Genomic DNA, 26,722 nt, shown 5'->3' on the forward strand with positions numbered 1-26,722 from the left:
GCCATGAACTCCACCGCTGAACTGCTGATCGACGCGCGCAACGGCGTGGGCGAAAGCCCCGTCTGGGACGTGCAGCGCCAGTGCCTGTTCTGGGTCGACATCCCGGGCCGTGCGCTCTGGTGCTGGAACGCCAGCACCGGCCAGTCGCGCCAGTGGCCCACACCCGAGATGACGGGCTGCGTCGCGCTCGCAGCGGGCAGCGAGGCCACACCCCACGGGCGCTGGGTCGCGGCGATGGAAACCGGCGTGGCCGTGTTGACACCGCATGAAGACGGCACGCTCGACCAAGAACCGCAGGCCACCGTGCAGCATCCCCAGAGCGGCATGCGCTTCAACGACGGCCGCTGCGACCGCCAGGGCCGTCTGCGCGCCGGCACCATGGTGTCCGACATGTCGCTCGCCGCGCCTGCGGGCAGCGTGTACGCCTTCGATGGCGGCTCGCTGCGCACGCTGCAGGGCGGCTTCATCACGCCCAACGGCATGGCCTTCAGCCCCGACGGCCAGACGATGTACCTCTCGGACTCGCACCCCGACGTGCAGACCGTGTGGGCCTTCGACTACGACAAGGACAGCGGCACGCCGAGCCAGCAGCGCGTGTTCATCGACATGAAGCCCCTGCCCGGCCGGCCCGATGGCGCGGCGGTGGACGAGGACGGCGGCTACTGGATCTGCGGCAACGACGCCGGCCTGGTGCACCGCTTCACACCCGATGGCCGACTCGACCGCTCACTCGCCGTGCCGGTGAAGAAGCCCGCGATGTGCGCCTTCGGCGGCAGCGGGCTCGACACCCTGTTCGTCACCTCCATCCGGCCCGGAGGCGATCTGTCCGACCAGCCCTTGGCTGGCGGCGTGTTTGCGCTGCACCCTGGCGTGCGCGGACTGCCCGAACCCCTTTGCAACACCTGATCCCCGAATTCCGACAAGAGGCCCCAGGCCCCCAACTTTTACCATCCAACCAACCGACGACACCGAGGACGACATGAACTTCAAACCCCTTCTGACCATCGTGGCCGCCTGCGCCGCCCTCACCGCGCAAGCCACCGAGTTCCGCTCGGCCGACATCCACAACGCCGACGACTACCCCACCGTGGCCGCCGTCAAGTACATGAGCGAGCTGCTCGACAAGAAGAGCGGCGGCAAACACAAGATCAAGGTCTTCAACAAAGGCGCACTGGGCACCGAGAAGGAAACCATCGACCAGGTGAAGATCGGCGCGCTGGAGATGACACGCGTGAACATCAGCCCGATGAACGCGATCTGCCAGAAGACGCAGGTGCCCACCATGCCGTTCCTGTTCGGCTCGGTCGAGCACATGCGCAAGTCGCTCGACGGCCCGGCCGGCGAGGAGATCCTGAAGTCGTGCGAAGAGCAGGGCTTCATCGGCCTGGCGTTCTACGACAGCGGCGCGCGTTCGCTGTACTCGAAGAAGCCGATCAAGACCGTGGCCGACGTCAAGGGCCTGAAGGTGCGCGTGCAGCAGTCCGAGCTGTGGGTCGCGCTGATCGGCGCCATGGGCGGCAACGCCACGCCCATGCCCTTCGGCGAGGTCTACACGGGCCTGAAGACCGGCCTGATCGACGCCGCGGAAAACAACATTCCCTCGTTCGAGTCCACCAAGCACTACGAGTCGGCCAAGTACTACTCGCGCACCGAACATTCGATGGCGCCCGAGATGCTGCTGATGTCCAAGATCGCCTGGGACAAGCTGCCCAAGGCCGAGCAGGACATGGTGCGCGCCGCGGCCAAGGAATCGGTGGCGTTCCAGCGCAAGAAGTGGGACGAGCAGGAAGCCAAGTCGCTCGCGGCGGTGAAGGCTGGCGGCGCCGAGATCGCCGAAGTGGACAAAAAGTCGTTCCAGGCGGTGATGGGCCCGGTCTACGACAAGTTCATGACCACCCCGGATCTGAAGCGCCTGGTCAAAGCGATTCAGGACACCAAGTAAACAACCCGCACCCGCCGGCCCCGTCCCACTGTGTGGACGGTGGCCGGGCACTGCCCAGGAGATTTCATGTACACCAAGCTCTGTGCCGGCCTCTCCCGGCTCAGCCTGATGCTCGCGGTGGTCGGACTGATCGCACTCGTGTTGTGCGTCCAGTACCAGGTCATCGGGCGCTACGTCTTCAACGACACCCCCACCTGGGCAGAGGCGCTCGCGCTGTTGCTGGTGTTGTACGTGACCGCGCTCGGCGTGGCCGTGGGCGTGCGCGACGCGGGGCACATCGGCCTGGAGTCCATGGTGGTGCTGCTGCCCGACCGTTGGCGCCTGCGGGTGGAACTGCTCATCCATGTGCTGGTCGGCGTGTTCGGCGCACTCATGGTCTACGGTGGCTGGATCTGGGCGAGCGCCAAGTGGGCCGAGACCAAGCCACTGCTGGGCGTGAGTGAAGCCATGGACTACATCCCGCTGATGGTCGCCGGCGTGCTGATCGTCATGTTCTCGATCGAACATTTCCTGGCCATGCTGCGCAGCGAGATCGTGGAGCCGTCATGGAACTGACCATCCTCGCCGTCAGCTTCACGCTGTTCCTGCTCATCGGCGTGCCGGTGGCCTTCGCCATCGGTCTGTCTTCGGTCGTCACCATCATCGCCGCCGGTCTGCCCGTGGCCCTGGTGTTCCAGAAGATGGTGGGAGGCATGCAGGTGTTCAGCTTCCTGGCCATCCCGTTCTTTGTGTTCGCCGGCGAGCTCATGCTGTACGGCGGCATCGCCGACCGCATCGTGCGCTTTGCCAACAGCCTGGTGGGCCACGTGCGCGGCGGCCTGGGCATGAGCAACGTGCTGGGTTGCACCATCTTCGGCGGTGTCGCCGGCTCGCCGCTGGCCGACGTATCCGCGATCGGCTCGGTGATGATTCCGCTGATGAAAAAAGAGGGTTACGACGCCGACTACGCGGTCAACGTCACCACCCACGCTTCGCTGGTCGGCGCCATCATGCCGACCTCACACAACCTGATCATCTTCACACTCGCCACCTCGGGCATCGCCTCGGTCAGCGTGCTCAGCCTGATGCTCGCCGGCCTGATGCCCGCCATCCTGTTGACGGTGTGCAACCTGGCCGCGGCCTACTGGGTGGCCGTCCGTCGGGGCTACCCGGTGCGCGCAGGTGGCTTCGTGGGCTGGACCGTGGTGCTCGCCGCCTTCCTGGCATCGCTGCCCGGCCTGATGGTGGTGGTGATCATCCTGGTGGGCATCCTCTCGGGCGCCTTCACCGCCACCGAGTCGGCTTCGATCGCCGTGGCCTGGGCGCTGCTCATCACCACCCTGGTGTACCGCTCGCTGTCATGGACCAACTTCATCAAGGCCTGCGCCAAAGCCTGCAAGACGACCGGCGTGGTGCTGCTGCTGATCGGCATCTCGGCCGCCTTCGGCTACTTCATGGCGCTGTACGAAGTCCCGCAGATCACGGGCGAGCTCATGAAGGCGGTGTCGGACAAGCCGTGGGTGATCTTCCTCATGATCAACCTGCTGCTGTTCGTGCTCGGCACCTTCCTCGACATGGCGGCCACCATCCTGATCTGCACGCCGATCTTCCTGCCGATCGCCATGCAATTCGGCATGGACCCGATCCAGTTCGGCATCGTGATCCTGATCAATTGCGCGCTCGGTCTCAACACCCCACCCGTGGGTTCGGTGCAGTTCGTGGGCTGCGCCATCGGTGGCATTTCGGTCGGCCAGGTGATGCGCACCATCGCACCGTTCTACGGCGCGTTGGGCGTGTGCCTGCTGCTGGTCACCTACATCCCCGCGTTCTCGCTCTGGCTGCCCAGCCTCGTCAAATAACCCCTCAAGGAGATCTCCATGTCATTGAACCGCAGGCAACTCATTGCCACGTCCGCTGCTTCTGCCGCCCTGGCCACCGTGGGCCTGCCAGCGTACGCGCAGAGCTTTCCCAACAAGCCGGTGCGCCTCATCGTGCCCTACCCACCCGGCGGCTCGTCCGACATCATCGCGCGCGCCATCAGCCAGCTGCTCTCGGAGAGTCTGGGTCAACCGGTGGTGGTGGAGAACCGCGCCGGTGCCAACGGCAACATCGGCGCCGACCTGGTGGCCAAGTCCGCACCCGACGGCCACACCATGCTGCTGTGCGACGTGGGCGCGCTGGCCATCAGCCCCTCGGTCTACACCAAGCTGGCGTTCAACCCCAGCAAAGACCTGCGCGGCGTGACCATGCTGGCCTACTCGCCGCACATGCTGGCCGTGCACCCCTCGGTCAAGGCGAACAACCTCAAAGAACTGGTCGAGCTGTCCAAGACCTCGGACCTGAACTTCGCCGTGACGGCCGTGGGCAGCGCTCCGCACGTGGCCGGTGTGGCCGTGCAGCGCGCCACCGGCGCGAAATGGATCTACGTGCCGTACAAGGGCGGCTCGCAGGCCGTGACCGACACCGTGGCGGGTCAGACCCAGGTCATCATGAACGGCATGCTGGCCACGCTGCCGCACGTGCAGAGCGGGCGCCTCAAGGTGCTGGGCATTTCCAAGAAAACACGCATGCCGCTGGTGGGCAACGTGCCCACGCTGGCCGAACAAGGCGTCACCGGTTTTGAGTCCGGCACCTGGCAAGGCGTGCTGGTGGCCAACGGCACACCGCCGGCCATCATCGCGCGCCTGAACAGCGAGCTGATCAAGATCATCCGCAGCCCCGATGTGCGCGCGCGCCTGACCGGTCAGGGTGCCGAGGTGGTGACCATGCAGCCCGCCGAGCAGGACGCCCTCTTCGAGCGTGAGCGCAAGCGCTGGGGTGAGGTGGTGGCCGAGGCCAACATCAAGCTTGACTGATTTTTTCAACACTATTTTCAAGAAGAGGACGCTTACGTGAATCCCCAGGATCTCAAATCCATCGTCAGCAGCGGACTGCTGTCGTTCCCCGTCACCGACTTCGACGCACAAGGTGAGTTCAACGCCAAGGGCTACGCCGCCCGGCTGGAATGGCTGGCGCCCTACGGGGCCAGCGCCCTGTTCGCGGCGGGTGGCACGGGCGAGTACTTCTCGCTCAGTGGCCCGGAATACGGCGCCGTGGTGAAGACCGCGGTGGACACCTGCCGCGGCAAGGTGCCCATCATTGCCGGAGCGGGTGGCCCCACCCGCACCGCCATTGCGCATGCACAGGAGGCCGAGCGCCTGGGCGCGCACGGCGTGCTGCTGCTGCCGCACTACCTCACCGAGGCTGGCCAGGAAGGCCTGATCGCCCACGTGGAGCAGGTCTGCAAGAGCGTGAAGTTCGGCGTGATCGTCTACAACCGCAACGTCTGCAAGCTCACACCGGAGTCGCTCGCGATCCTGGCCGACCGTTGCCCCAACCTCATCGGCTTCAAGGACGGCGTGGGCGACATCGAAATGATGATGTCGATCTACCTGAAGATGGGCGAGCGCTTCTCCTACCTGGGCGGTCTGCCCACGGCCGAGGTGTATGCCGCGGCCTACAAGGCACTGGGCACACCGGTGTATTCGTCGGCGGTGTTCAACTTCATTCCGAAGACCGCGATGGACTTTTATGAGGCCGTGCGCACCGACGACCACGCCACGCAGCACCGCTTGCTCAAGTCCTTCTTCATGCCCTACCTGGACATCCGCAACAGATGCCAGGGCTACGCGGTGAGCATCGTCAAGGCGGGTGCCCAATTGGTGGGCCACGGTGCCGGCCCGGTGCGCGCACCGTTGACCGACCTGAAGCCGGCCGAGATGGAACAGCTCGACCAGCTCATCCGCTCGCTCGGCCCACAATAAGGGCGATGAGCCAAGCACCCCAACCGTTCCCGCACCTGCTCGATCCGGCCCGTTTCACGGGCACCGTGGACGGCCGGCCCACCGCCCTCTTCCTGCTACGCAACGCGCGCGGCATGGTGGTAGCGATCACGAACCTCGGCGCCAAGGTGCTGCAGATCGTGGTGCCGGATCGGCAGGGGGTGCTGGACGATGTGGCGCTGGGCTACGACAGCCTGGATGCCGTGCTCACCGGCTCACCCTCCATGGGTGCGTTCGTGGGGCGCTACGCCGGACGCATCGGTGGCGCGCGTTTCACGCTCGCTGGCCAGGAACACCGCCTCGCGCCCAATGCCGGGGCCCACTGCATTCACGGCGGGCCGCGTGGCGCGCGGCACCGCGCCTTTGACGCCACGCAAACAGACGCGCAGACGCTGGAACTGCGCCACCGTTTTCTGACCGCGGAAGACGACTTCCCCGGCACGCTCGACCTGCAGCTCACCTACCGGCTGACCGACGACAACGCGCTGGTGATCGAGCACCTGGCCACCGCGCTGGACGATGCCGGCCCAGCCAGCTTCACCAGCCACATCTATTTCAACCTCGACGGGGTGACCGAAGGCCAGACCATCGACGGCCATGTGTTGCACGTGCCACATGCCAACGAGGTGCTGGCCACCGGGCTTGACGGCATTGCCACCGGCGAACGCGTGTCGTTGAACGGCCATGTGCACGACCTGCGCAGCGCAAAAATGCTGGGCGCGCTGCCCGACATCGACCTGAGCTATCCACTGGAGGCCCACCTGGGCAACGAAGCACGCCTGTGTGCGCAACTGCGCAGCGAAGCCAGCGGCCGCTCGCTCGATGTGTGGACCACGGAGCCCTTGCTGCAGGTGTACACCGCGGGCCAGCTGGGCGTGGCCGAGAAGCCCGATGTGGGCAAACGGGGCGTGCGGCACCGTCCGCGCTCGGCCGTGTGCCTGGAGCCGCAGTGGTTTCCCAATGCGCCCAACTGCCCGACGCTGCCGCAAAACGTGGTGGCACCGGGACGGCCTTACCGGGGCACCACGGTCTATCGCTTCGGCGTGACCTCAGCGTTGGCCTGACCGGGCCATGGCCGCTTGCTCAGGGGATGAAGACCCTGTTCCGTCGGTTGCATTCCGGTGGCTCCCCATGCCCGGCCGAACGCACCTTCCGCTCTTCGGAAATCTCGACCTGAAACCACAGGCAAAACGGATTCTCGTAGCGGTAGCTCCAGACCACGCCACGGGAACGCGCCAGCCCATGCACCTCACCCGGACGACCCAGCCTTTGGCGAACCTCGTCCTGATCCATGCCGGGGTTGATGTGCAGGAAGTTCTTTTCGGTCAGCACCTGCTCTGCGCGAATGGCACGCCCGGAGGCATCCAGGTCAACGAACCAGGTGTGGCGGCCATAGGGACCACGTGGAAACTCCAGCCGGGTGCCGCCGTCCACCTGCCGCCTCGTTTCCGGCGGCCCCATGACGGTCACGATTTGCTCGGCTGTGGCCCCGATCACGTCCTTGGGCGGCGCGTAGCCGCTGCAGGCTGACAAGAAGACGACACCGATCAGACTCCACGAGGACATGCGCATCACTCGACTCCCGCGTTCACGACGAAGCCAGGTTTGAGCGTGTTCCCGGGCGCAAGTTCACGAGCGGCTGTAGGCCAGGCCCGAGGCCACGCCCCCGAACAGATCACCCTCGACCATGGCCACGCCGGGGAACTCGGCCTGCAGCGCGCGCTGGAATGGCCGCAAGGCCGAGGAACCACCGGTGAGGTAGATCGCGTCCAGCGTGCTGTCGGTGAGGCCGGCACGTTGCACGCATTCGCGCGCGCAGGCCACGGTGCGCGCGAGCAGGTGCCCCAAGTGGTCGCGCATCGCGTCCGCGTCCATGGCCGCGCCGAGCCCGCGCTCCACTTCGGACAAATCCACCCGCGTGGCGCCGTCCTGCTCCGAGCAGCGGATCTTGGCCTGCTCCACCTCGTGCGCGATGCGGTGGCCGTCGCGGTGTTTGAGCACCTTCATCAGGCGCTCGTGCAGCGCCACGTTGGTGTAATTCACGCGCAATTGCTGCGCCTGACTCAAGGCGCGCGGCTGGTACAGCCACTGGATCAGGTGCCAGGTGGAGAGGTCAAAGAACACGCGGCTGGGCACCTCGCGCTGCTGCGGCCCCAGGTGCTTGTAGCCGAGCAGGGGCATGACCTGCTCCAGGCTGAGCTTGTGGTCGAAGTCGGTTCCGCCGATGTGCACACCGGTGGTGGCCAGCACATCGCCCGCGCGGTCAGCCAGTTTCATGCGCTGTGGGCCCAGCCGCACCACGGTGAAATCCGACGTGCCGCCACCAAGATCCACCACCAGCACCACGCTTTCGCGCTCCAGACGCCGCTCGTAGTCCAGCGCAGCGGCGATCGGCTCCAGTTGAAACGACACCTGCCTGAATCCCACGGCCTGCGCCGCCTGCAGCAGGGAGTCTTGCGCCAGCGCATCACGCTCCAGGTCGTCGTCGACAAAATGCACCGGCCGCCCCATGACCACCTTGGTGGGCGCCACGCCCAGCGACTGCGCCGCACGCTCGCGCAGCGCGGCGAGGAAGGTGGCCACGATGTCCTGGAAACTGATCTGCTGGTGGTTGACGACCGTGGTCTCCAGCAGCAGCGGGCTGCCCAGCAAGCTCTTGAGCGAGCGCATCAAACGGCCCTCGGTGCCGGCGAGGTACTGGGCCACCGCGTCGCGGCCGAAATGCGTGCTGCTGTCTTCCGAGTTGTAGAACACCGCCGTGGGCATGGAGACCAACGCCCCTTCCAGCGGAATCAAGCGCGCGGTGCCCCGCACATCGGCCCACGCCATGGCGGAGTTGGAAGTGCCGAAATCAATGCCGAGCGTGCCGTGGAGCGGAGGAGTCATGGGGGAGCGGGTGGGAAGTGACCCCCGAGACACGAACGGAAGCGCCGGCTCATGGGGAGCGCGGATTCTGCCACCGATGTGTGGCAGACCTTCTGCAAGCTCCCGCTACTTGCGCCGGACGCTCTTCTTGTCCTGGCGCGGCAGTTGCCCACCGGCACCCGGCACGTTGCGGGCGCGCTGTTCCGCGTCCTGTCCCGGCGTGGCCCGCATGTCGGTGTCGACCTGGCCTTGCTTCAGGTCTTTGTAGGCCTGCAGGATGACCGGGTCGGGCTTGTCGTCGGTCATGTCCGTGTGCTCGTCCCGCTCGTGCGGCAGCTTCAAGGGCGTCCCCTCCAGCGGTTGGGGCTCTTGGGGCTTGACGGTCTTTTTCACGGGCGACCTCCAGCGCGCATCGCACCACCCGATAGTCCCTCGTGCGAGCCGTGCTCGCCCATGCCGATGGGTTTGCCAGCCACGATGGACACGAGGTCGCTGACCGCGCGCACCATTTTGCTGTTGGGCGCGTCCCAGTAGTCGGCGGAATGCGGCACGAACTTCAGCAAAGCCAGCGAGGGCGAGTCCGGGCCCTCTGGAAACCAGGGCCGGGCAAACGGCGACCACAGGCGCTCGATATGTCCACGGTCGGTCACGATCTCGCCGTGCCCCGACAGCGATACATAGGTGCTGTCGTCCAGATCGGTGAAAGCCAGATTGGCCACACCCAGGTGCTCCACCTTGGAGGATCGCGTGTCGGTGAAAAACCAGATGGCGCCGCTGGCGTCCATCTCCAGTGCGTACATGGGCCGGCTGGCCAGTGAGCCGTCGGCCTCGATGGTGGTCAGCATCGAGGTGGCAATGTCCTTGATCAGCTCGGCGATGTGCTTGAGCTCGGCAGAGGTCTGGGTTTCGATGTTCATCGGTGCGCCTTGTCGTTGAGAGAACAGGCATACACCCTAAAAAAATGCAGTTCCCGGGTCTGTGCGCTATCGAACCCGCGAATGACAAGCCCGGATGAGCCCGAATCGCTGAGATCGGTTTTTTGAAGCAACACACATTTGGGGGACGTTTTCAGAAGATGCGTTGCTCACCCACAACTTATTGAAACGTATGGTCTTTTCATTGTTACGCTGGCCGCTCTCGCTAACTTTTTCCACCTATTTTTTACATATTTCTACATGAACCTCTCATACAAAGCCCTCGCCGCAGCCGTCCTCTCCGTCGCTGCCGCAGGTGCTCAGGCCCAAGTGCAGGCACCCACCAAGATGTACGCTGAAATTGGCTACGCCGCCATTGGCCTTGACGCCACCGATGGCACGGACACCCTGAAAGCCAGCCCCGGCGCCCTGACCGGCGTGTTCGGTTACCAGCTGCACCCCAACCTCGCCGTCGAAGGTTTCCTGGGCCTGGGCCTGACCAAGGACGAGATCGAACTCAACGGCGCTCCCTCGGGCGTCAACGCCAAGATCAACAACGCTTACGGCTTCTTCATCAAGCCGGGCTTCAAGGTGAGCGAAGGTGTTGAACTGTTTGCCCGCCTGGGCTATCTGCGCACCAAGCTCTCGGTGTCCGCTGGCGGCGTGAGCGTCAGCGATACCGACACGAGCGCGGCCTACGGCGTGGGTGTGAACTTGAATCTGACCAAGACCTCGTACCTGCAGGCCAACTGGACGAGCTACTACAAGGACGACGGCGCGAAGGCTCAGGGCGTTGCGCTCGCCTACGGCATGCGGTTCTAAGTTCCGTTGCGGGCCGTCGCAGCATCGGCCCCGTGACCGTTCAGCTGGTCGCTGGCGGTCATTCCCCCCAGGCTTTTGGCTTCTCCCCCTGAGGGCAAGGTGCGACTGAGCGACACTTGGCAGCAACCAAAACTGTCACTCAGGGACCACGATGCAGATATTGACGAGCTTGCTGACTCTGATCGTGCTCGCGCGCGTGCTTGGACATCTGTTCACACGCTGGGGCCAGCCAGCCATCGTCGGCGAAATGATGGCGGGCATACTGCTCGGGCCGGCGATTCTGGGGTTGGTCGAACCGAATCTGGCGCTGTCGGGCATCGCATCCCTGGCGATCTTCCTGGTCGTGCTCGACGCCGGCCTGGAGATGAGCTTTCAGGATGTGCAGGCTGCCATGCGCGGCCGTGGCTTCATCGTGGCGATGGTCGCATTCTTCCTGCCCTTCTGCGCGGGTGCGGCCGTGGCTTGGGCGTTCGACCAGGACCTGATGCGCATCATCTTTCTGGGTCTGTGCATTTCCATCACGGCGATGCCCGTGGCGGTGAAGATGCTCGACGAAATGGGCTTGCTGCAGACCGCCATCGGGCGCTATTCGGTGTCGACGGCGGTCATCAACGACATTCTGGCGCTGTTCATCCTTGGCGTGCTGCTGGCTCTGCCCGCCCAAACCAGCTGGGCCGCAATCCTGTCCACCGGTGGTGTGGTGACGCTCAAGCTGCTGGTGCTTGCGCTGGCTGTGCTCGGCCTGAATGCGCTGCTTGACCTGCTTCACCGGCGCGGTGTCGATGTGTCTGCAGGGCCGGAGAGGTTGGCCGCGTTGTTCGGTCCCGAGGCCGTGTTCGGCATCGTCATCGTGTTCGTGCTGGCCTTCGGTTCTCTCAGCGAGAGCCTGGGCTTCCATTTCGTCATCGGTGCGTTCTTCGGGGCCTTGCTGCTGGACAAACGCCAGTTCGTGCCTGCGCGTTACACCGACCTGCGCCGCACGCTCAGCTCGATCACCGGTGGTTTCCTCGCACCGGTGTTCTTTGCTTACCTGGGGCTGGAGTTCCAGATATCGGCGCTGGCCGATGTCGCCTTTGTCGCCGCGGTGTTGACCGCAGCCATCGCGTCGAAAGTGCTGGCCGGCTGGCTCGGCGGACGAGCCATAGGCATGTCCAACCGCGAGGCACTGGGCCTGGGTTTCATTCTCAACGGCAGAGGCGCGATGGAGTTGGTGGTCGCCAGCATCGCGCTGGAGCGCGGCTTCATCGGTCAGGGCATGTTTTCAGTGTTGGTTCTGATGGGCGTGGTGACAACGCTGCTGGCACCCATCTCGTTCAATGCCATCGTCGACCAAAAGATGCGGGAACGATACCGAGAGACCGGCCAGATGTGAACGAGGGCCTTGATGGTGCAGTGTCCCTTGACCGCCAGGATTCACACCCTTAGCATTTAATTCCTCTTTCTCCGGAGGCGGTGGAAGAGTAAATAACCACTAAGGAGACATCAGATGAATCGGCTATTGATCGCGGCGCTTCCCTGCGCACTCGCCGCTTGCGCCACCCCGTCCGGTGCCCCCCCCGCCGGCAGTCAAACCACTGCTCCCACGCTCTCGCACGCCGTTGTGCTGACCAAGCTCGACAGTCCGTGGGACATGGCATTCCTTCCCAATGGCACCATGTTCTTCACCGAGAAGTGCCTGGGTCTGTCGGTTCGCCAACCCAGTGGCACGGTGGTGAAGTTGCTCGGCATGAAAGACGCCACGGGTTACGCCTCGACTGCGAGCGATCTGTTCTGTGAAGGACAGGCCGGCATGGCCGGGGTGGCCGTTGATCCCGGCTTTGCCAGCAATCGCTTCATTTATGTCTACTCGACCTCAAGCCTGACCGCACCCGGAACCAACCGTGTGATGCGGCTCAAGGTCAACGACAACATGACCGCCGTGTCCGACCGCACGGATATCGTGGCCGACATTCAGTACAAGCCTCGTGCCAGCGACCATCCTTTTGGCGGGCCCGGTGCCCACAACGGTGGGCGGATTCGCTTCAACCCGGGTGACGGTTTTCTGTACGTGACCACCGGCGACACACACAACGGTGAGGTGCCTCAACACCCCACTCTCATTGGCGGCAAGGTCCTGCGCATTGATCGTGATGGCAAAGCCGCCCCGGGCAATGGCGCACCGGCGGGGTTTGATCCTCGGGTCTACACCTACGGCCATCGCAATCCTCAAGGGATCACATTCCGCCCGGGCACCAACCAGGCGTACACCGCGGAAAACGGACCCTGGCACACCGACGAAGTGACTGCCCTGGTGCCCGGCGGCAACGCCGGCTGGGATCCCCGCCCCAACAGGGCCGGCCGCGGCGCCTGCCCGGACAACTACTGTGGCTACAGCCCCAATCAGATGGGCGCCGTGGATCCGAAGCAAAGATCGGCATTCATGCCGATGACCGACACCAAGACCTACGCCAACGCCATGAAGCCGGCCTGGACGAACGACGGCCTGTCGCAGGGGATGTTCGGTGCCACCTTCTTGAGTGGTCCGCAATGGAAAGGGTGGAACGGCCGGATGATCGTCGGCTTCGGCGGCATCGGTATCCACGGAACGCCTGTCGGCAATCGCCTGGACGTGCTGGACATCTCGCGTGATGGTCTGACTGCAACCCGCACAACGGTGAACCTGCCCATGCCCGCGGTGCGTTTCCGTTCACTGGTGCAGGGGCCGGATGGCAACCTGTATGTGGCCAACGACGAGGGAACCATCGCGCGCCTGACGCCGAGTTGATGGCTCACCACGGGTGGTCTTTGAAATCATCGTTTGTGGGGGCCCGTTGGCCCTCACAAACTTTCAAACAATTTCCAAGATGAAACCGATCCTGCTTTTATCAGCGCTGGCCATGTGGTTGCCGGGAGGCACTGCGCACGCCGACGACGAGTTCTACAAGACCAAGAACTGTTTCGCCTGCCACAGGATAGACAGGAACACCTTGGGTCCTTCTTTCAAAAGCGTCGCAGCCAAATATGCGGATGCCCAAGGCGCCGACGTGGTGTTGGCCAGGAAGATCCGTGAAGGGGGTGTGGGCGTCTGGGGTCCGGTTCCGATGCCGCCGCAAACCCAGGTTTCGGAAGATGAATCAATGACACTGGCGCGGTGGATTCTGGGGCTCAAATGAGCCCTTCTTGACGGTCAACTCCCCACGCACGCAGGTCGCGGTCGAATCACACCACCGGCCCTCGCAGCGCCACATTCAACTGATCCACCACCTCCGCCCAATCCGCATCTTCCAGAATTTCTTCGCGCAGCAACGCGCTTTGCGCCGCTGACCAGAACGGCGCATCGGCCAGGCGCACATCGTCGGGCAGGGGCGAGTGATCGAGCAGGAAAGCTTCGATGGACTCGGGGTCGGAAGACAGGCCGAGTTGGGCGAACAGATCCGAGAAGCGGTGGAATGACTTTTCCATGGTGGGTACCTTGCAGACAGATGGATTGCGTCAAGGGTACTCCCCCGCCGCGCGACCACTACCGGTTCTGGCCCACGGTGGTGGCCGCTGCGGTGGTCGGTGTCCACCCGCCGCCCAGAGCCCGGTACACCGTCACCAGCGCAGTCGCCGTGCCCACGCGGGCCTGCACGAGTTGGTCACGCGTGTTGAGCACTTCGCGTTCGGCGTCGAGCACGGCCAGGAAGTCGGTCACGCCGGCGTCATAGCGCAGCCGGGCCAGTCCGGCGGCTTCTTCGGCGCTGCGCGCGGCCACGTCCAACCTGTCGGCGCGTTGTGCGCTGCGGCTGTAGCTGCTGAAGGCGCCTTCGGTTTCTTCCAGCGCCACGGCCACGGTCTGCTCGAAGCTGGCCAGGCTTTGCTGGGCGCGCGCTTCGGTGGCGCGAATGCGCGAGCGGATGGCGCCGAAGTCGAACGGGGTCCAGCTGATGCCCGCGCCCACCGCGTAGCGGGCCGACTGGCTGTCGTTCAAATCACCAATGCGCGCAGCGTTCAGACCCAGCAGACCCGAGAGTGAGAGGCGCGGGTACAGCGCAGCGGTGGCCACGCCGATGTTGGCAGTGGCGGCGGCCAGTTCGCGTTCGGCGGCCATCAGGTCGGGGCGGCGTTGCAGCCACTGTTCGGGGGTGCCCAGCGGCAGTGTGGCCAGGTCGGTCACGGGCAGGCCGGGCAGTGGCGCGGGTGCGCTGAGCTCGGCCAGCAGAGGGCGGGGTGCTTGCGCGGTGAGCGTGGCCAGGCGGAACACGCTTCGCTCGATGGCGGTCTGCAACGCCGGCAGCGCGGCTTCGGTGCTGGCCACCAAACCGCGGGCGCGCGCCAGATCGAGCTGGGTGCCGCGGCCGTTGTCCACGCGGGCGTTGGTGATGCCCAGCGCATCGCGCTGGTTCACCAGGCTGGCGTCGGTCACGCGCAGGCGCTCCTGCAGGCCGCGCAGTTCCAGGTAGTTGCGCGCCACCTCGGCCGCCACGGCGGTGTGGGCGGCGTTCAGGCCGGCTTCGTTGGCACTCACGAGGGCGGCCGCGGCCTCTCGGCCCCGGCGCACGCCGCCAAAGAGGTCGATCTCCCAGTTCGCCACAAAGCTGGCGTCGTACGCGGTGCCGGTGCGTGCGCTGCGGGTGGTGCCGGGCTGTTGCGTGATGGGCCGGATGGAGCGCTCGGCGCTGGCGTCCACGCCCACACCGGGCAGGCCTGCCGCGTCCGCCTCGCCCTGGTTGGCGCGCGCCTCTTGCAGACGGGCTTGCGCGATGCGCACGTCGCCGTTGGCTTGCAGGGCGCGTTCGATCAGGGCGTTCAGGCGTGCGTCGTTGAAGCCGCGCCAGAAGGTGGCAATGTCGGTCGCGGGTGCTTGTGCGTTGACGGCGGCGGCACCTGCGGCAATGAATCCGGCATCCACCGCGCTGGTGGGGCGCTGGTAGTCGGGGCCGACAGCGCTGCAACCGGCAAGCACGGCGGCGAACAGCACAGAGGGCACAAAACGCTTATTCATGGTTGGCTCCCTGTACCGCCACGTGGGGTGCGGTGGCCCTGTGGCGGGCCTGGCGGCGGCTGCGAAGCAGCGCATAAAACACCGGTGTCAGGAAGATGCCGAACAAGGTGACGCCCAACATGCCGGAGAACACGGCAATGCCCATGGCGCGGCGCATTTCGCTGCCCGCGCCGCTGCCCAGAATCAACGGAATCACGCCGGCGCAGAACGCGATGGAGGTCATCAAGATGGGGCGCAACCGCATGCGACAGGCGTGCACGATGGCGGCAAACAGCTCTTCGCCACGCTCTTCCAGCTCCTTCGCAAACTCCACGATCAGGATGGCGTTTTTGCAGGCCAGGCCGACCAGCACCACCAGCGCCACCTGCGTGAAGATGTTGAGATCACCCGGCTGCGAGAACGGTGGAAAGCTGGAGAGCCACACGCCGAACAGCGCCGAGAGAATGCCCATGGGCACGATCAGCACGATCACCATCGGCAGGCTCCAGCTTTCGTACTGCGCGGCCAGCACCAGAATCACCAGCAGCACCGAGATGGCGAGCACCGCCGCGAGGATGGGCACCTTGGTCTGTGTGCCCGGCAGGGTGATGTCGCGTGTGAGGCGGTCCTGGTAGCTCAACTCGGTCCACTCGTAGCTCATGCCGCGCGGCAGCGTGTTTTTGAGCAGGCCTTCAATCTCGGCCTCGGCCTGGCTGGACGAGAAGCCCGGGTTGGGCGCGCCGTTGATGTCGGCCGAGGGGAAGCCGTTGTAGCGCGTCACGCGCGTGGGGCCAAAGGTGGGCTCCACCGTCATGAGTGCGCCCAGTGGCACCATCTCGCCGGCGGCGTTGCGCGTCTTGAGGTTGGTGATGGCTTCGGCGTTGTTGCGGAACGGCGCGTCGGCCTGCACGACCACCTGGTAGGTCTTGCCGAACTGGGTGAAGTCGTTCACGTAGAGCGAGCCCAGGTTGACCTGCATGGTGTCGTAGATGTCGGCGAGGTTGATGCCCATCTGCTTGGCGCGTGTGCGGTCCACGTTGGCGTAGAGCTGCGGCACGTTGATGTCGTAGCCCGAGAACGGCGTGCCGATGCTCGACTTCGGGTTGCCGTACACCTGCCCCAGCGTGCCCCACACCGCGCCATACAGCGCCTGCTCACCGAGACCACCCCGGTCCTGCACCTGCAGCTTGAAGCCACCGGCGTTGCCCAGGCCGTCCACCGCGGGCGGCGGCACCACAAACATGCGTGCCCCTTGAATCTGCTGGATCGCACCGTTGACCTGCCCCAGGATCGCGCCCTTGCTGAGCTCGGGCGTGGTGCGCTCTTCAAACGGCGCCAGACCGAAGAAGACGATGCCTTCGTTGGGCGCGGCCGAGAAGCCGGCGATGGACAGGCCGGGGAAGGCCACCGAATCGATGATGCCGGGCACCTTCAAGGCGATGTCGCTCATCTCGCGGATCACCTTGTCGGTGCGGTCGATGGACGAGCCTGCTGGCAACTGCGCGATGCCGATCAGGTACTGCTTGTCGGGCGCGGGCACGAAGCCGGCGGGGATGCGCGTGAACAGCAGCGCCGTGGCGCCCAGCAGGATGGCGTAGACCGCGAGCGAGGCCGTCTTGTGCCTCACGATATAGCCCACGCGGCGGCCATAGCCTTCGCTGCCGCGGTGGAACACGCGGTCGAACCAGTGGAAGAAGGGGCCGAACACCTTGTCCATGGCGCGCGTGAGCCGGTCGGGCGACTGGTCGTGCGGGTGCAGCAGCAGCGCCGAGAGCGCCGGGCTGAGCGTGAGCGAGTTGAAGGCCGAGATCACCGTGCTGATGGCAATGGTGACGGCGAACTGTTTGTAGAACTGGCCGGTCAGGCCGGGCACAAACGCCAGCGGCACGAACACCGCGCACAGCACCAGCGCGATCGCGATGATGGGTCCCGAGACCTCGCGCATGGCCTGGATGGTGGCGTCACGCGGCGACAGGCCCTCCTCGATGTTGCGCTCCACGTTTTCCACCACCACGATGGCGTCGTCCACCACGATGCCGATGGCCAGCACCAGGCCAAACAGTGTGAGCGTGTTGATGGAATAACCGAGCAGCAACAGGAAGGCAAAGGTGCCGACGATGGACACGGGCACCGCCAGCAGCGGGATGAGCGAGGCGCGCCAGGTCTGCAGAAAGACGATGACCACCAGCACCACGAGCGCGATGGCCTCCAGCAGCGTGATCACCACCTTCTCGATGGAGGTCTGCACGAAACGCGTGGGGTCGTAGACGATGCTGTAGCTCATGCCGGGCGGGAAGTTCGCCTTCAGCCGTTCCATGGTCTCGCGCACGCTGTTGGAGAGCGCGAGTGCATTCGAGCCCGGTGCCTGGAACACCGCGATGGCCGCGGCTTCCTTGTTGTTGAGCAGGCTGCGCAGCGCATAACTGCCGGCCGACAGCTCGACCCGCCCAATGTCGCGGATGCGGATCATGCCTCCGGTGGCGGGCTCGGCGCGAATGATGATGTCGGCGAACTGCTCCTCGGTGGTCAGGCGGCCCTGCGTGTTGACGGCGAGCTGGAACTCGGTGCCGGTGGGTGCGGGCGGCGCGCCCACGGTGCCGGCGGCCACCTGTGCGTTTTGTTCGCGGATGGCGCCGATGACTTCGGCTGTGGTGAGGCCGCGCGCGGCGAGTTTGGTGGGGTCGAGCCAGACGCGCATGGCGTAGTCGCCCGCGCCAAACAGAATGACCGAGCCCATGCCCGGAATGCGCAGCAAATCGTCGCGCACATTCAGTTGGCCGTAGTTGCGCAGGTAGAGCGCGTCGCGGCTGTTGTCCGGGCTCACCAGGTGCACCACCATGGTCAGGTTGGGGCTGCTTTTTTCAGTGGTCACGCCGATCTGGCGCACGATCTCGGGCAGACGGGGCAGCGCGCGATTGATGCGGTTTTGCACCGCGGTTTCAGCGGCTTCGGGGCTGGTGCCGATCTTGAAGGTGACGGTGAGCGTCATGGCACCGTCGGCGGTGGCCTGCGAATCGAAGTACAGCAGGTTCTCGATGCCGCTGATCTGCTCCTCCAACGGCGTGGCCACGGTCTCGCTGATCACACGCGGGTTGGCGCCAGGAAACTGCGCGCGCACCACGATCTGCGGTGGCGCGACCTCGGGGTATTCGGAGAGCGGCAACTGGAAGATGGCCAGCGTGCCGATGAGGAAGATGAAGATCGACAACACGGCGGCAAAGCGCGGCCGGTCGATGAAAAAGTGTGAGATGTCCATGGTGGCGCTCCGCTCAGGCCGCGCGGGCGTCGGTGGCGCGCTGCGACGTCGGCGCAGGGCCACCGGCCGGCGCTGCGGGTGCGGCCGGAATCGGCATGCCCTGGGCATCCACCTGCAGCACCTGCGGCGCCACCGGCACACCCGGAATGATGCGCTGCAGGCCGTCCACCACCACGTTCTCGCCGGCCTTGATCTGACCGCCACCCACCACGCGCATGCCACCCTGCAATGCGCCGAGCTGCACACCTCTGAACTGCGGCTGGCCGTCGGCGCCCACCACCACCACGAACTTCTTGCTCTGATCGGTGCCGATGGCGCGCTCGGGCACCAGCACCGCCGCGTACGGCGCGCTGGTGGCCATGGTCAGGCGCGCGGCCAGACCGGGCACGAACTGGCCCTTGCTGTTGTCAAAGCTGGCGCGCAGGCGGATCGCACCCGTCTGCGAATTGAGGCGGTTGTCCACGAAATCGAGCGTGCCCACGTGAGGAAAGCCCTCTTCGTTGGCCAGACCCATGCGCACAGCGGGCTTCTTCTCGTTGGTCGCACGGATGCGCAGGAAAGTCTGCTCGCTGCCGTCAAAGTAGGCGTGCACCCGCAAGACGCCGGCGATCGAGGTGAGCACGCTCTGCTCGTTGACCAGGTTGCCGGCCGTGATATTGGCCCGCGAGGCGCGCCCGGCGATCGGTGAGCGCACGGTGGTGTAAGACAGGTTGAGTTGCGCCACCCGCAGCGCGGCCTGGGCGGCCTTGATGTCGGCGTCGGTGGTGCGCGAGCTGGAAGAGAGCTGGTCGAATTCCTGGCGCGAAACGGCCTTGGCATCGAGCAGTTTCTGCGCGCGGGCCACCTCGGTGGTGGCGAGTTCGGCGCGCGAGCGCGCGGCGGCCAGTTGCGACTCGGCACGGGCGACCTCGGCCTGGAAAGGGCGCGGATCGATGGTGAACAGTAACTGGCCTTTGGAGACCAGCGCGCCATCGGTGAAGTGGACTTTGTCCACGACCCCGCCCACCCGAGGCCGCAGTTCCACGAATTCAGCCGCCTCCAGCCGACCGCTGAAGGTCTCGCTGTCGGACACAGTGCGGGCCACCGCGGGGGCCACGCTCACCGGCGCGGCCTGGGGTGGACCGCCTTGCGCGTCGGCCGGTCCGCCGCAACCGCTCAGCCAGGACGTGGCCACCAGAAAAAGAGACCACAACGCCAGAGGGATGCCCCGGCGCGGAGCGCGCGACGAATTGTTCATGTGCAACTGCCTGAAAAGGTTCATGACCGTTCCCGAACCAGGAAGGCGCAACGGTGAAAGTGCGCCATCAAGTTCCGTGCAGCGCGTTGACGCTTCGAGAACTTTCCAATCGGGTCTCTATCGACCGCGCGAGCATACGACCACTCACCCGGTTTGGTCGACCCCCAAAAGAGGAGGCCTGCGTCGGGCAAAAGGTCTTTTAAACGGGGGCCCCGTTGCCGCCGTGTTTGTGAACAAACGTCACCAATGCCGGACGTCAGCCTCCCGGCAGTTCTTCCCGGGCTTCCACCGCCAGCTGGCGCACGACCGAGCCCGAAACCGCCGCCACCGCTCGGATGCGCAATGCCCGCCCGGGTGCCAGTTCCACGCGGCAGTGGTAGTCCAGCCCGTCGGTCTGGCCCGGGCTGTTGCTGGCAATGCGACGCGACCATTGACGCTTGCCGTCGAGTTCCACGACAAGTTCGTGCCAGGCGCCGTCCAGCGGCTGTGGCACGCGCACCACGAGTGTCGCGTCCACATCGAAGCTGCGATGCCGATCCAGCGAGCCGGGGATGTCGAGCACCGCCACCGACGCGCCGCCCACGTCGCAGCGCCAGACTTCGGGTTTCGTTGAGCGGGATCCTGGCTTCATGGGGCCAGAAGTTGTTTCAGTTCACCCGAGCTGGCGAGCCGCTGCACGTCTTGGGCGCCCCCCACCAGCACGCCGCGCACAAACACCATGGGAAAGGTGGGCCAGCCGGTCCACATCTTGAGCGCATTGCGCCGGCGCCACTGCGAGAAATAGCTGCCGATCTCCAGATAGCCATGCGCTACGTCGGCTGCAGCCAGCGTCTTGCGGACTTTGCCCACCCAGGGGTTGCCCGACATGCCGAACACCATCACGGCGTTGGAAGCCACGTCGGCCTGGACCTGGCGCAGCAAGTCGCTGTTGAGGTTGGCCACTTTCTGCTGGATGGCGGGGTGGATGGCGGCTTCGTCGAGAACGGGGCGGGGCATGGTGTGTCCTGAGGGTTGGAAGATGCGAACTGTAGTGGCATCCGCCGCTGTCGATTCGCCCTCGGCGCTGAACTGCCTACCGCAAAGCCGTCGAACCGAGATCCGTATGGGAGACGATCACTTCAATCCTGGTGGGCGGCGACACCGGACGAAAGGCGCTCAGGCTACAGAGTTTCCCTAAGACCCAAAAGAAGCCATACCGCGCAAAATTGTTAACAGTCAACATTTAAGCAAGGTTCCCATGAAACGTCGAATCCTCCTGCAGGCTGCTCCCGCTCTTCTGGCTGCTCCAGGCTTGGTGCTGGCCCAGTCGGCCTACCCGAGCCGGCCCATCCGTTACATCGTGCCGGTGTCGGCTGGCGGCGGCAGTGACATGGTGGGTCGCACCGTCACCGAGCGCTGGAGCAAGCTGCTCAACCAGAGTTTCGTGGTCGACAACCAGGGTGGTGGCGGAGGTGTGATTGCCTGCCAGGCCACGGCGCGCGCGCCGGCCGATGGCTACACCCTGCTGCAGGGCTACGTGGCCACCCACGGCACCAGCCCGGCCACCCGCAAACTGCCCTACGACGCCATCAAGGACTTCACGCCCATCGGCATGATCGGCGCCACGCCCAACGTGCTGGTGGTCAACTCGAACCTCCCGGTCAAAACGATGGAGGAGTTCAAGGCGTACATCGCCCAGAACCCCGGCAAGATCAGCTACGGCTCGGCGGGCGCAGGTTCGCTCACCCACCTCTCCATGGAGTTGCTCAAGCAGCAGGTCAATGCTTTCATGGTGCACATCCCCTACCGCGGCATCGCGCCCGCCTTCACCGACCTGATCGCTGCCCAGACGCAGGCCATGTTTCCAGGTCTGGCTGCGGCCATGCCGCACATCCGCTCGGGTCGCGTGCGCCCGCTCGCCGTCACCGGCAAGGGCCGCCACCCGCTGCTCAAGGACGTGCCCAACATGGACGAGGTGGGCTTCAAGGGTTTCGACGCCGTGCAGTGGTACGGCGTGGTGGGGCCGGCCGGCATGCCGCCGGCGGTGGTCAAGCAGCTCAACGACACGCTCAACCAGGTGCTCAACGCATCCGACATGCGCGAGAAGCTGGCGGTGGAAGCGGTGGAGCCGCAGCCCATGTCGCCCGAGCGTTTCGCTCAGTACATTCAGGCCGACATCGTGCGCTGGACCACGCTGGCGAAGGCGCGCAACATCGTCCTGGACTGATCAGGCGCGCACCCAGCCGGTGGCCAGCATCCAGCGGGCCATGGGTTGGGTGAGGAAGATCGTGGTGACGATCCGCACGATGTGAAAGGCCGTCACCGTGGGCGCGCCCAGCGCAAAGGCCTTTGCGATCAGACCCATTTCGGCCATGCCGCCGGGCACCAGCGCCACGAAGCCCGTCATGAGCGGCAGCCCGGCGCCCCGCGCGATGGCCCAGCCCAGGCCCAGGCACACCGCCAGGATGCCCAACGTCACCAGGGCTGCACTCAGCAGCACGCGCGGCGCGCGCGCGAAGAATGCGCGCGTGATGTTCAGTCCGAGTGCCCAGCCGATCAGCACCTGCGCCGCCACCAGCAGGCCATCGGGCAGGCGGGCGTTCCAGCCCTGCGCGGCACACACACCGCCCACCAACACCGGCCCGAGCAACCAGGGGTTGGGCAACCTGCATCGCTGCAACACAAGGGCGGCGGCTGCGGCGCCCGCCAGCAGCACCAGCAACTGTGGCCATGGCAGGACGCCCGCAGGCAGCACCGGGCCTGCGCTCGTCGGCACGCCCACCAGCCCCGCCAGCAGCGTGGCTGAAGTGGTCACCAGGATGATGCGTGTGGCGTGCGCCGAGGCGACCACGGCCGCATCGGCGCCGGCGCGCTGGGCCTGCAGCGCCATCTCGGCCGAGGCGCCCAGGGCCACGGCGTAGATGGCTGTGGACCCGTCGCAGTTCGCCAGCCGCTGAAACACCGGTGCCGCCAGCCATGACAGCACCAGCGCGCTCGCAGCGCCCAGCGCGATCCAGGGTGCAAGCGCGCCGGTCTGCGCCAGGATGGCTGGTGTGAAGTACAGCCCGAGCGAAGCGCCGATGGCGCCCTGGGCAAGTCGGCGAGCCAGCGGCGGCTGGCGCTGCGTGCGACCCGAGGCCAGGGCCATCAGGGCCACCGCCAGCATGGCACCCAGCACCCAAGGCAGCGGCATGCCGATCCCGCGCGCCAACCAACCGCCCAGGCCGGCCGTCAGCGCACTGATGGCCAACCACCCCAGGGATCCGACAGGGCCGGCCACGGGCGCTGAAACTCAGCTGCCCAGGTAGGTGCCGCCGTTGACGTGCAGCACCTGGCCGGTGACGAAGCGGGCTTGCGGGCCGGCCAGCCAGGCCACCGAGTCGGCCACTTCCTCGGCCGTACCGCGTCGACCCAGCAATGGTCTGTGCGTGGCGTGGTGTTGCGGCGTTGCCGCCGAACTGGTGCTGTTGCGCTGGGTCGAGATCATCCCGGGGGACACGCAATTGACGGTGATATTGGACGGCGCGAGGTCGTGCGCCAGCGCGCGCGTGAGACCCACGAGCCCGGCCTTGGCCGTGACTACGTGCACTCGCTGGGAGGCGCCGGTGTGGGCGGTGAGGCCGCCGATGTTGACAATGGCGCCTCTGCCAGAGCGCTCCAGCAGCGGCTGTGCCGCCTGGCTGCAGAAAAACGCACCGTCGAGAACGACTGACAAGGTGGCGCGCCAGTCATCGGCTGTGATCTCGGCCAACGGCGCTTCGCGGCGCACGGCGGCGTTGTTCACCAGCACATCGAGCCGTCGAAAATGCGCTCCGATCTCCGCCAGCATGCGCCGAGCGTCGGCAGGGTCGGTGATGTCGGCCACGCACAGCAGGGCTGGCACGCCCATGGCCTGCAGCTCGTGCACAACCGCCTGGCCTTCGTCCACCGACGTGCGCACATTGATCACCACGGCCATGCCGTCGCGGGCCAGTGCCAGCGCGATCGCGCGGCCGATGTTGCGGCCGGCGCCGGTCACCAGGGCCACGCGTTGGTCGGGTTGCAGGGTCGGGAGTTGCGTCATGCGGCGGGGCTTTCCATGAGGTCGCGCGCAACTCAGACGCGCAGCAGCTGGAGATCGACCACGCCACCGGTGAGCAGGTCGTCCAGCCAGGCCTGGATGGCCTCACCACGCTGCTGCGACACGCCGCCGTAGCGCAGGTTGGCCCAGAACTTGTGCGTGAGGTCGCTGTCACTCAGGGGGTGGTCGGCACCGCCCTTGAAATGGTCTTGGCGCTGCTCGATCATCGAGCCGTCTTTCAGGGTCACTCGCAGGTGGCCGGTGAACTGACGCGGATAGGGGTTTTGCAGATCGACCACGTAGTGCACGCGCGCGGCCAGGTCGCGCAGGTCGGCGCGTTGCACCATGGTTTCGGTGTAGGCCTCCAGCCCGGCGTCGTCGAGCACGAAGCCAGCGGCGATCGCGTAAGGGATGCTGAATTTGGCGGCGTAGGCGTTGGGTGGACTGGCCTTCTGCGCCAGCGGCTCCCACAGGCGGTGCACGATGCCCTCGGCGGTCTCGCACTCGATGCGTTCGATCGCGGCCGGGTCCACGCCCTGGCGGCGCAAGGCGCGCGCGCAATCGATGTATGGGTGAGCCATGGTGCCGCAGGCATAGGGCTTGAAGGCGATGGCAGGCCACAGCCAGTGTTTGCCGAAGTCTTTCAGCATGGCGGGGAAGTCGCCGCTGGTGGTGTTGGCAAAGCCGTGGAACAGGCCGTGCGTGCCCTCGAACACAGTGGCCGGCCCGACGAAGCCTGCTTGTGCCAAGCGCACCGCACGGTATCCCGATTGCGCGGCCCAGCCCGGGTGCAGGCGTTTGGTCCACGAGCCGTCTGCCAAGTATTCAATGATGCCGCCAGCCATGCTGCCGGACAGGCCGAAGGCGTTCACCAGCTCGTCTTCGCTCAGGCGCAGCGCAGCGCCGATACCGGCCACCGCGCCCACCACGCCGAAGATGGCCGTGGGGTGGAAACCTGCCTTGTGCACCTGCATGGGCGCCACCGCGCACAGGCGGCACATCACCTCCACGCCCACTGCAATCCCGCGCAACAGCGCGGCGCCGTCCAGCGCGTGGCGCTCGGCCGCGGCCAGCAAGGCCGGCACGATCACCACGCCGGCATGCACCGGGCCTCCCTCATAGGTGTCGTCGAAATCCTCACCGTGAGCGGCAATACCGTTGACGAAGGCTGCGGCTTCCACACCCATGCGCGCGGGCGAGCCGATCACGGTGCAGACCCCGCCCTGTTCCACCGCAGCCAGCGCGGCTTTCACATAGGGTTCGTGGCGCGCCGCCAGGCAGATGCCAGCCACGTCCATGAGCAGGCGGCGTGCGGTGACCAGGGCCCGGGGATCGCGCTCCGGATGGCAGTCCACGATGGCCCGCGCCAGTTGGCGCGAGACGGTGAGCGCCTGGGCAGGCGGTGTGTTCACAGCAGTCGTCATGCCTTGACCTTGGGGGTTTTCCATTCTTTCCAGCCGGTGTAGACCGTGAGCGCGGCGGCCACGGCCAGCAGGCCGGCCGACACCGGGTCGGTCACGAAGATGCTGTGCTCGCCGCTGGAGATCAGCAGGCTGCGCCGGTAGTTCGACTCCAGCAGGTAGCCGAGCACGAGGCCCAGCACCATGGGCAGCACAGGGATGCGCAGCATGCGCATGAAGTAGCCGAGCACGCCGATGGCCAGCACGAGCCCGAGTTCAAACACGCTCTGGTGGATGGCGTAGACGCCGGTCATGACCAGAGCCAGGATGGCTGCGATCAGGTAAGGCTTGGGACGGTTCACCAGCCAGATGCAGGGCGTAAGGATCACCAGGCCGATCAGCAGCATGGCGATGTTGGCGATGAAGAGGCCGCCGTACAGGCCGTACACAACCTCGGGCGCCTTCTCGAACAGCATCGGGCCGGGTTGCAGACCGTGGATCAGGAAGCCGCCCATCAGGATGGCTGCCGAGTTCGAGCCGGGAATGCCCAGGCTGAGCAGCGGCACCAGCGCGGTGGCGGTCACCACGTTGTTGGCGGCTTCGGGCGCGGCCACACCTTCGGGTGAACCCTTGCCGTATTCCTCGGGGTACTTCGACCAGCGCTTGGACTCGGAATAGGCCATGAAGGCCGCGACCGTGCCACCTGCACCAGGCGTGACACCTTCAAACGTACCCACCGCCGCGCCGATGGCCTGCGGGCGGAACAGCCGTTTCCACATCGCCCAGTTGGGCAGCTTCAGGCGCGAGGTGGCCTTGTCGGCCTTGGCCCATGCCGGCTCACCGATCTGCACCAGCATCTCGGTGACGGCAAACAGGCCCACCATCACCAGGATCGGCTTGACGCCATCCAGCAGGTCGGCCGAGCCGAAGTTGAAGCGGGCCACGCCCGAGACCGGGTCGCTGCCGATGAAGGCGATCATCAGGCCGATGCAGGCGGCGACCAAGCCCTTGAGCAGCGAGCCGCCCGAGAGACCGGCGATCACCGACAGGCCGAGCACGCCGAGCGAGAAGTACGCCGCTGGCGTGAAGGCCAGTGCCACCTTGGCCAGGCTTTCGGTAGCCAGCACCAGCACCAGCAGACCGAACAGGCCGCCCACCAGGCCCGAGACCAGTGAAATGCCGAGCGCTTCACCCGCCTTGCCCTGGCGCGCCATCTCGAAGCCGTCGATCACGGTGGCCGCGGCCGAGTTGGTGCCCGGCGTGCGGATCAGGATGGCCGGTATCGAGCCGCCGTACTCGGCACCCACATACACGCTGGCCAGCAGCACGATGGCGGTGGTCGGGTCCATGCCCACGGTAAAGGGCAACAGCAAGGCCATAGCGATGGAGGGCGAGATGCCCGGCAACGCGCCGCCAAAAATACCCCACATGACACCCGCGAAAGCAGCCACCACCACCCACACCGACGCCAGTTGGCTCAGCGACTGAATAAAACTGTCCATGGA

At 65.9% G+C, this 26,722-nt stretch carries 26 protein-coding genes; 12 read left to right on the plus strand and 14 right to left on the minus strand.

Features of this window, described 5'->3' with window-relative positions; translation table 11 throughout:
* The first annotated feature begins 3 nt into the window (after nucleotides 1-3).
* The 7 genes from IV113_RS04555 (at nucleotide 4) to IV113_RS04585 (ending at nucleotide 6,806) form a co-directional block, all read left to right on the plus strand.
* On the plus strand, nucleotides 4-906 hold the full coding sequence (locus IV113_RS04555; RefSeq protein WP_291081307.1) for an SMP-30/gluconolactonase/LRE family protein: 903 nt from the start codon (nucleotides 4-6) through the stop codon (nucleotides 904-906).
* Nucleotides 907-979: 73 nt separating this feature from the next.
* Nucleotides 980-1,942, plus strand: a complete 963-nt coding sequence (locus IV113_RS04560) for a TRAP transporter substrate-binding protein (protein ID WP_291081309.1) — start codon at nucleotides 980-982, stop codon at nucleotides 1,940-1,942.
* A gap of 66 nt (nucleotides 1,943-2,008) precedes the next feature.
* On the plus strand, nucleotides 2,009-2,497 hold the full coding sequence (locus IV113_RS04565) for a TRAP transporter small permease (RefSeq protein WP_291081311.1): 489 nt from the start codon (nucleotides 2,009-2,011) through the stop codon (nucleotides 2,495-2,497).
* Nucleotides 2,488-3,780: a TRAP transporter large permease gene (locus tag IV113_RS04570; protein ID WP_291081313.1), complete on the plus strand. Its 1,293-nt coding sequence runs from the start codon at nucleotides 2,488-2,490 to the stop codon at nucleotides 3,778-3,780. The genes IV113_RS04565 and IV113_RS04570 overlap by 10 nt, the downstream gene beginning before the upstream one ends.
* Before the next feature lie 18 nt (nucleotides 3,781-3,798).
* Entirely contained in the window at nucleotides 3,799-4,776 is a 978-nt protein-coding gene (locus IV113_RS04575) for a tripartite tricarboxylate transporter substrate binding protein (RefSeq protein WP_291081315.1), read from the plus strand.
* 36 nt (nucleotides 4,777-4,812) lie between these two features.
* Entirely contained in the window at nucleotides 4,813-5,724 is a 912-nt protein-coding gene (kdgD, locus tag IV113_RS04580; protein ID WP_291081317.1) for a 5-dehydro-4-deoxyglucarate dehydratase, read from the plus strand.
* Between the two features lie 5 nt (nucleotides 5,725-5,729).
* Nucleotides 5,730-6,806, plus strand: coding sequence for an aldose epimerase family protein (locus tag IV113_RS04585; RefSeq protein WP_291081319.1), 1,077 nt, complete (start codon nucleotides 5,730-5,732; stop codon nucleotides 6,804-6,806).
* A gap of 19 nt (nucleotides 6,807-6,825) precedes the next feature.
* Here the strand turns inward: IV113_RS04585 and IV113_RS04590 are convergent, their stop codons facing one another.
* From IV113_RS04590 to IV113_RS04605, 4 genes are all read right to left on the minus strand, one after another.
* Complete coding sequence (locus tag IV113_RS04590) at nucleotides 6,826-7,314, minus strand: hypothetical protein (protein ID WP_291081321.1); 489 nt, start codon at nucleotides 7,312-7,314, stop codon at nucleotides 6,826-6,828.
* 57 nt (nucleotides 7,315-7,371) lie between these two features.
* The gene (locus IV113_RS04595) at nucleotides 7,372-8,628 is read right to left on the minus strand and encodes an Hsp70 family protein (protein WP_291081323.1); all 1,257 of its coding nucleotides are present in this window, start codon (nucleotides 8,626-8,628) and stop codon (nucleotides 7,372-7,374) included.
* Nucleotides 8,629-8,733: 105 nt separating this feature from the next.
* Nucleotides 8,734-9,000, minus strand: coding sequence for a hypothetical protein (locus IV113_RS04600; RefSeq protein ID WP_291081325.1), 267 nt, complete (start codon nucleotides 8,998-9,000; stop codon nucleotides 8,734-8,736).
* Complete coding sequence (locus IV113_RS04605) at nucleotides 8,997-9,524, minus strand: pyridoxamine 5'-phosphate oxidase family protein (RefSeq protein WP_291081327.1); 528 nt, start codon at nucleotides 9,522-9,524, stop codon at nucleotides 8,997-8,999. The genes IV113_RS04600 and IV113_RS04605 overlap by 4 nt, the downstream gene beginning before the upstream one ends.
* 258 nt (nucleotides 9,525-9,782) lie before the next feature.
* On the opposite strand from IV113_RS04605, the gene IV113_RS04610 reads away from it, so the two are divergent.
* From IV113_RS04610 to IV113_RS04625, 4 genes are all read left to right on the plus strand, one after another.
* The gene (locus IV113_RS04610; RefSeq protein WP_291081329.1) at nucleotides 9,783-10,343 is read left to right on the plus strand and encodes an outer membrane beta-barrel protein; all 561 of its coding nucleotides are present in this window, start codon (nucleotides 9,783-9,785) and stop codon (nucleotides 10,341-10,343) included.
* A 151-nt stretch (nucleotides 10,344-10,494) separates the two neighbouring features.
* Entirely contained in the window at nucleotides 10,495-11,715 is a 1,221-nt protein-coding gene (locus IV113_RS04615; protein WP_291081331.1) for a cation:proton antiporter, read from the plus strand.
* 114 nt (nucleotides 11,716-11,829) lie between these two features.
* Nucleotides 11,830-13,107: a PQQ-dependent sugar dehydrogenase gene (locus tag IV113_RS04620; protein ID WP_291081333.1), complete on the plus strand. Its 1,278-nt coding sequence runs from the start codon at nucleotides 11,830-11,832 to the stop codon at nucleotides 13,105-13,107.
* Nucleotides 13,108-13,186: 79 nt separating this feature from the next.
* Entirely contained in the window at nucleotides 13,187-13,495 is a 309-nt protein-coding gene (locus IV113_RS04625; protein ID WP_291081335.1) for a c-type cytochrome, read from the plus strand.
* A gap of 46 nt (nucleotides 13,496-13,541) precedes the next feature.
* Here IV113_RS04625 and IV113_RS04630 read toward each other — a convergent pair whose 3' ends face one another.
* The 6 genes from IV113_RS04630 to IV113_RS04655 all read right to left on the minus strand — a co-directional run bounded on the left by IV113_RS04630 (nucleotide 13,542) and on the right by IV113_RS04655 (nucleotide 20,774).
* The gene (locus IV113_RS04630) at nucleotides 13,542-13,784 is read right to left on the minus strand and encodes a DUF2789 domain-containing protein (protein ID WP_291081337.1); all 243 of its coding nucleotides are present in this window, start codon (nucleotides 13,782-13,784) and stop codon (nucleotides 13,542-13,544) included.
* Nucleotides 13,785-13,842: 58 nt separating this feature from the next.
* On the minus strand, nucleotides 13,843-15,306 hold the full coding sequence (locus tag IV113_RS04635; RefSeq protein WP_291081339.1) for an efflux transporter outer membrane subunit: 1,464 nt from the start codon (nucleotides 15,304-15,306) through the stop codon (nucleotides 13,843-13,845).
* On the minus strand, nucleotides 15,299-18,541 hold the full coding sequence (locus IV113_RS04640) for a multidrug efflux RND transporter permease subunit (RefSeq protein ID WP_291081341.1): 3,243 nt from the start codon (nucleotides 18,539-18,541) through the stop codon (nucleotides 15,299-15,301). The genes IV113_RS04635 and IV113_RS04640 overlap by 8 nt, the downstream gene beginning before the upstream one ends.
* Nucleotides 18,542-18,554: 13 nt before the next feature.
* Nucleotides 18,555-19,802, minus strand: a complete 1,248-nt coding sequence (locus IV113_RS04645; protein WP_291081343.1) for an efflux RND transporter periplasmic adaptor subunit — start codon at nucleotides 19,800-19,802, stop codon at nucleotides 18,555-18,557.
* Nucleotides 19,803-20,034: 232 nt separating this feature from the next.
* Nucleotides 20,035-20,409 (minus strand): hypothetical protein, encoded by a 375-nt coding sequence (locus IV113_RS04650; protein ID WP_291081345.1) that lies wholly within the window; start codon nucleotides 20,407-20,409, stop codon nucleotides 20,035-20,037.
* The gene (locus tag IV113_RS04655) at nucleotides 20,406-20,774 is read right to left on the minus strand and encodes a glutaredoxin domain-containing protein (RefSeq protein WP_291081347.1); all 369 of its coding nucleotides are present in this window, start codon (nucleotides 20,772-20,774) and stop codon (nucleotides 20,406-20,408) included. The genes IV113_RS04650 and IV113_RS04655 overlap by 4 nt, the downstream gene beginning before the upstream one ends.
* 241 nt (nucleotides 20,775-21,015) lie before the next feature.
* On the opposite strand from IV113_RS04655, the gene IV113_RS04660 reads away from it, so the two are divergent.
* A complete protein-coding gene (locus IV113_RS04660; protein WP_291081349.1) occupies nucleotides 21,016-21,984 on the plus strand; it encodes a tripartite tricarboxylate transporter substrate binding protein in 969 nt (322 codons plus the stop codon).
* On the opposite strand, the gene IV113_RS04665 is transcribed toward IV113_RS04660, so the two are convergent.
* Genes IV113_RS04665 through IV113_RS04680 form a run of 4 tightly spaced genes read right to left on the minus strand, consistent with a single transcriptional unit; the run spans nucleotide 21,985 to nucleotide 26,719 of the window.
* The gene (locus IV113_RS04665; protein ID WP_291081351.1) at nucleotides 21,985-23,037 is read right to left on the minus strand and encodes an AbrB family transcriptional regulator; all 1,053 of its coding nucleotides are present in this window, start codon (nucleotides 23,035-23,037) and stop codon (nucleotides 21,985-21,987) included. It lies immediately after the preceding gene.
* A gap of 12 nt (nucleotides 23,038-23,049) precedes the next feature.
* Nucleotides 23,050-23,820, minus strand: a complete 771-nt coding sequence (locus IV113_RS04670) for an SDR family oxidoreductase (RefSeq protein WP_291081352.1) — start codon at nucleotides 23,818-23,820, stop codon at nucleotides 23,050-23,052.
* Between the two features lie 32 nt (nucleotides 23,821-23,852).
* Entirely contained in the window at nucleotides 23,853-25,241 is a 1,389-nt protein-coding gene (locus IV113_RS04675) for an MmgE/PrpD family protein (protein ID WP_291081353.1), read from the minus strand.
* Nucleotides 25,238-26,719: a tripartite tricarboxylate transporter permease gene (locus IV113_RS04680; protein ID WP_291081355.1), complete on the minus strand. Its 1,482-nt coding sequence runs from the start codon at nucleotides 26,717-26,719 to the stop codon at nucleotides 25,238-25,240. Before IV113_RS04680 ends, IV113_RS04675 begins: the two co-directional genes overlap by 4 nt.
* Nucleotides 26,720-26,722: the final 3 nt, after the last annotated feature.

Origin of the sequence: Hydrogenophaga sp. (genome assembly GCF_018780385.1) — a bacterium.
Taxonomy (GTDB): Bacteria; Pseudomonadota; Gammaproteobacteria; order Burkholderiales; family Burkholderiaceae_C; genus Hydrogenophaga.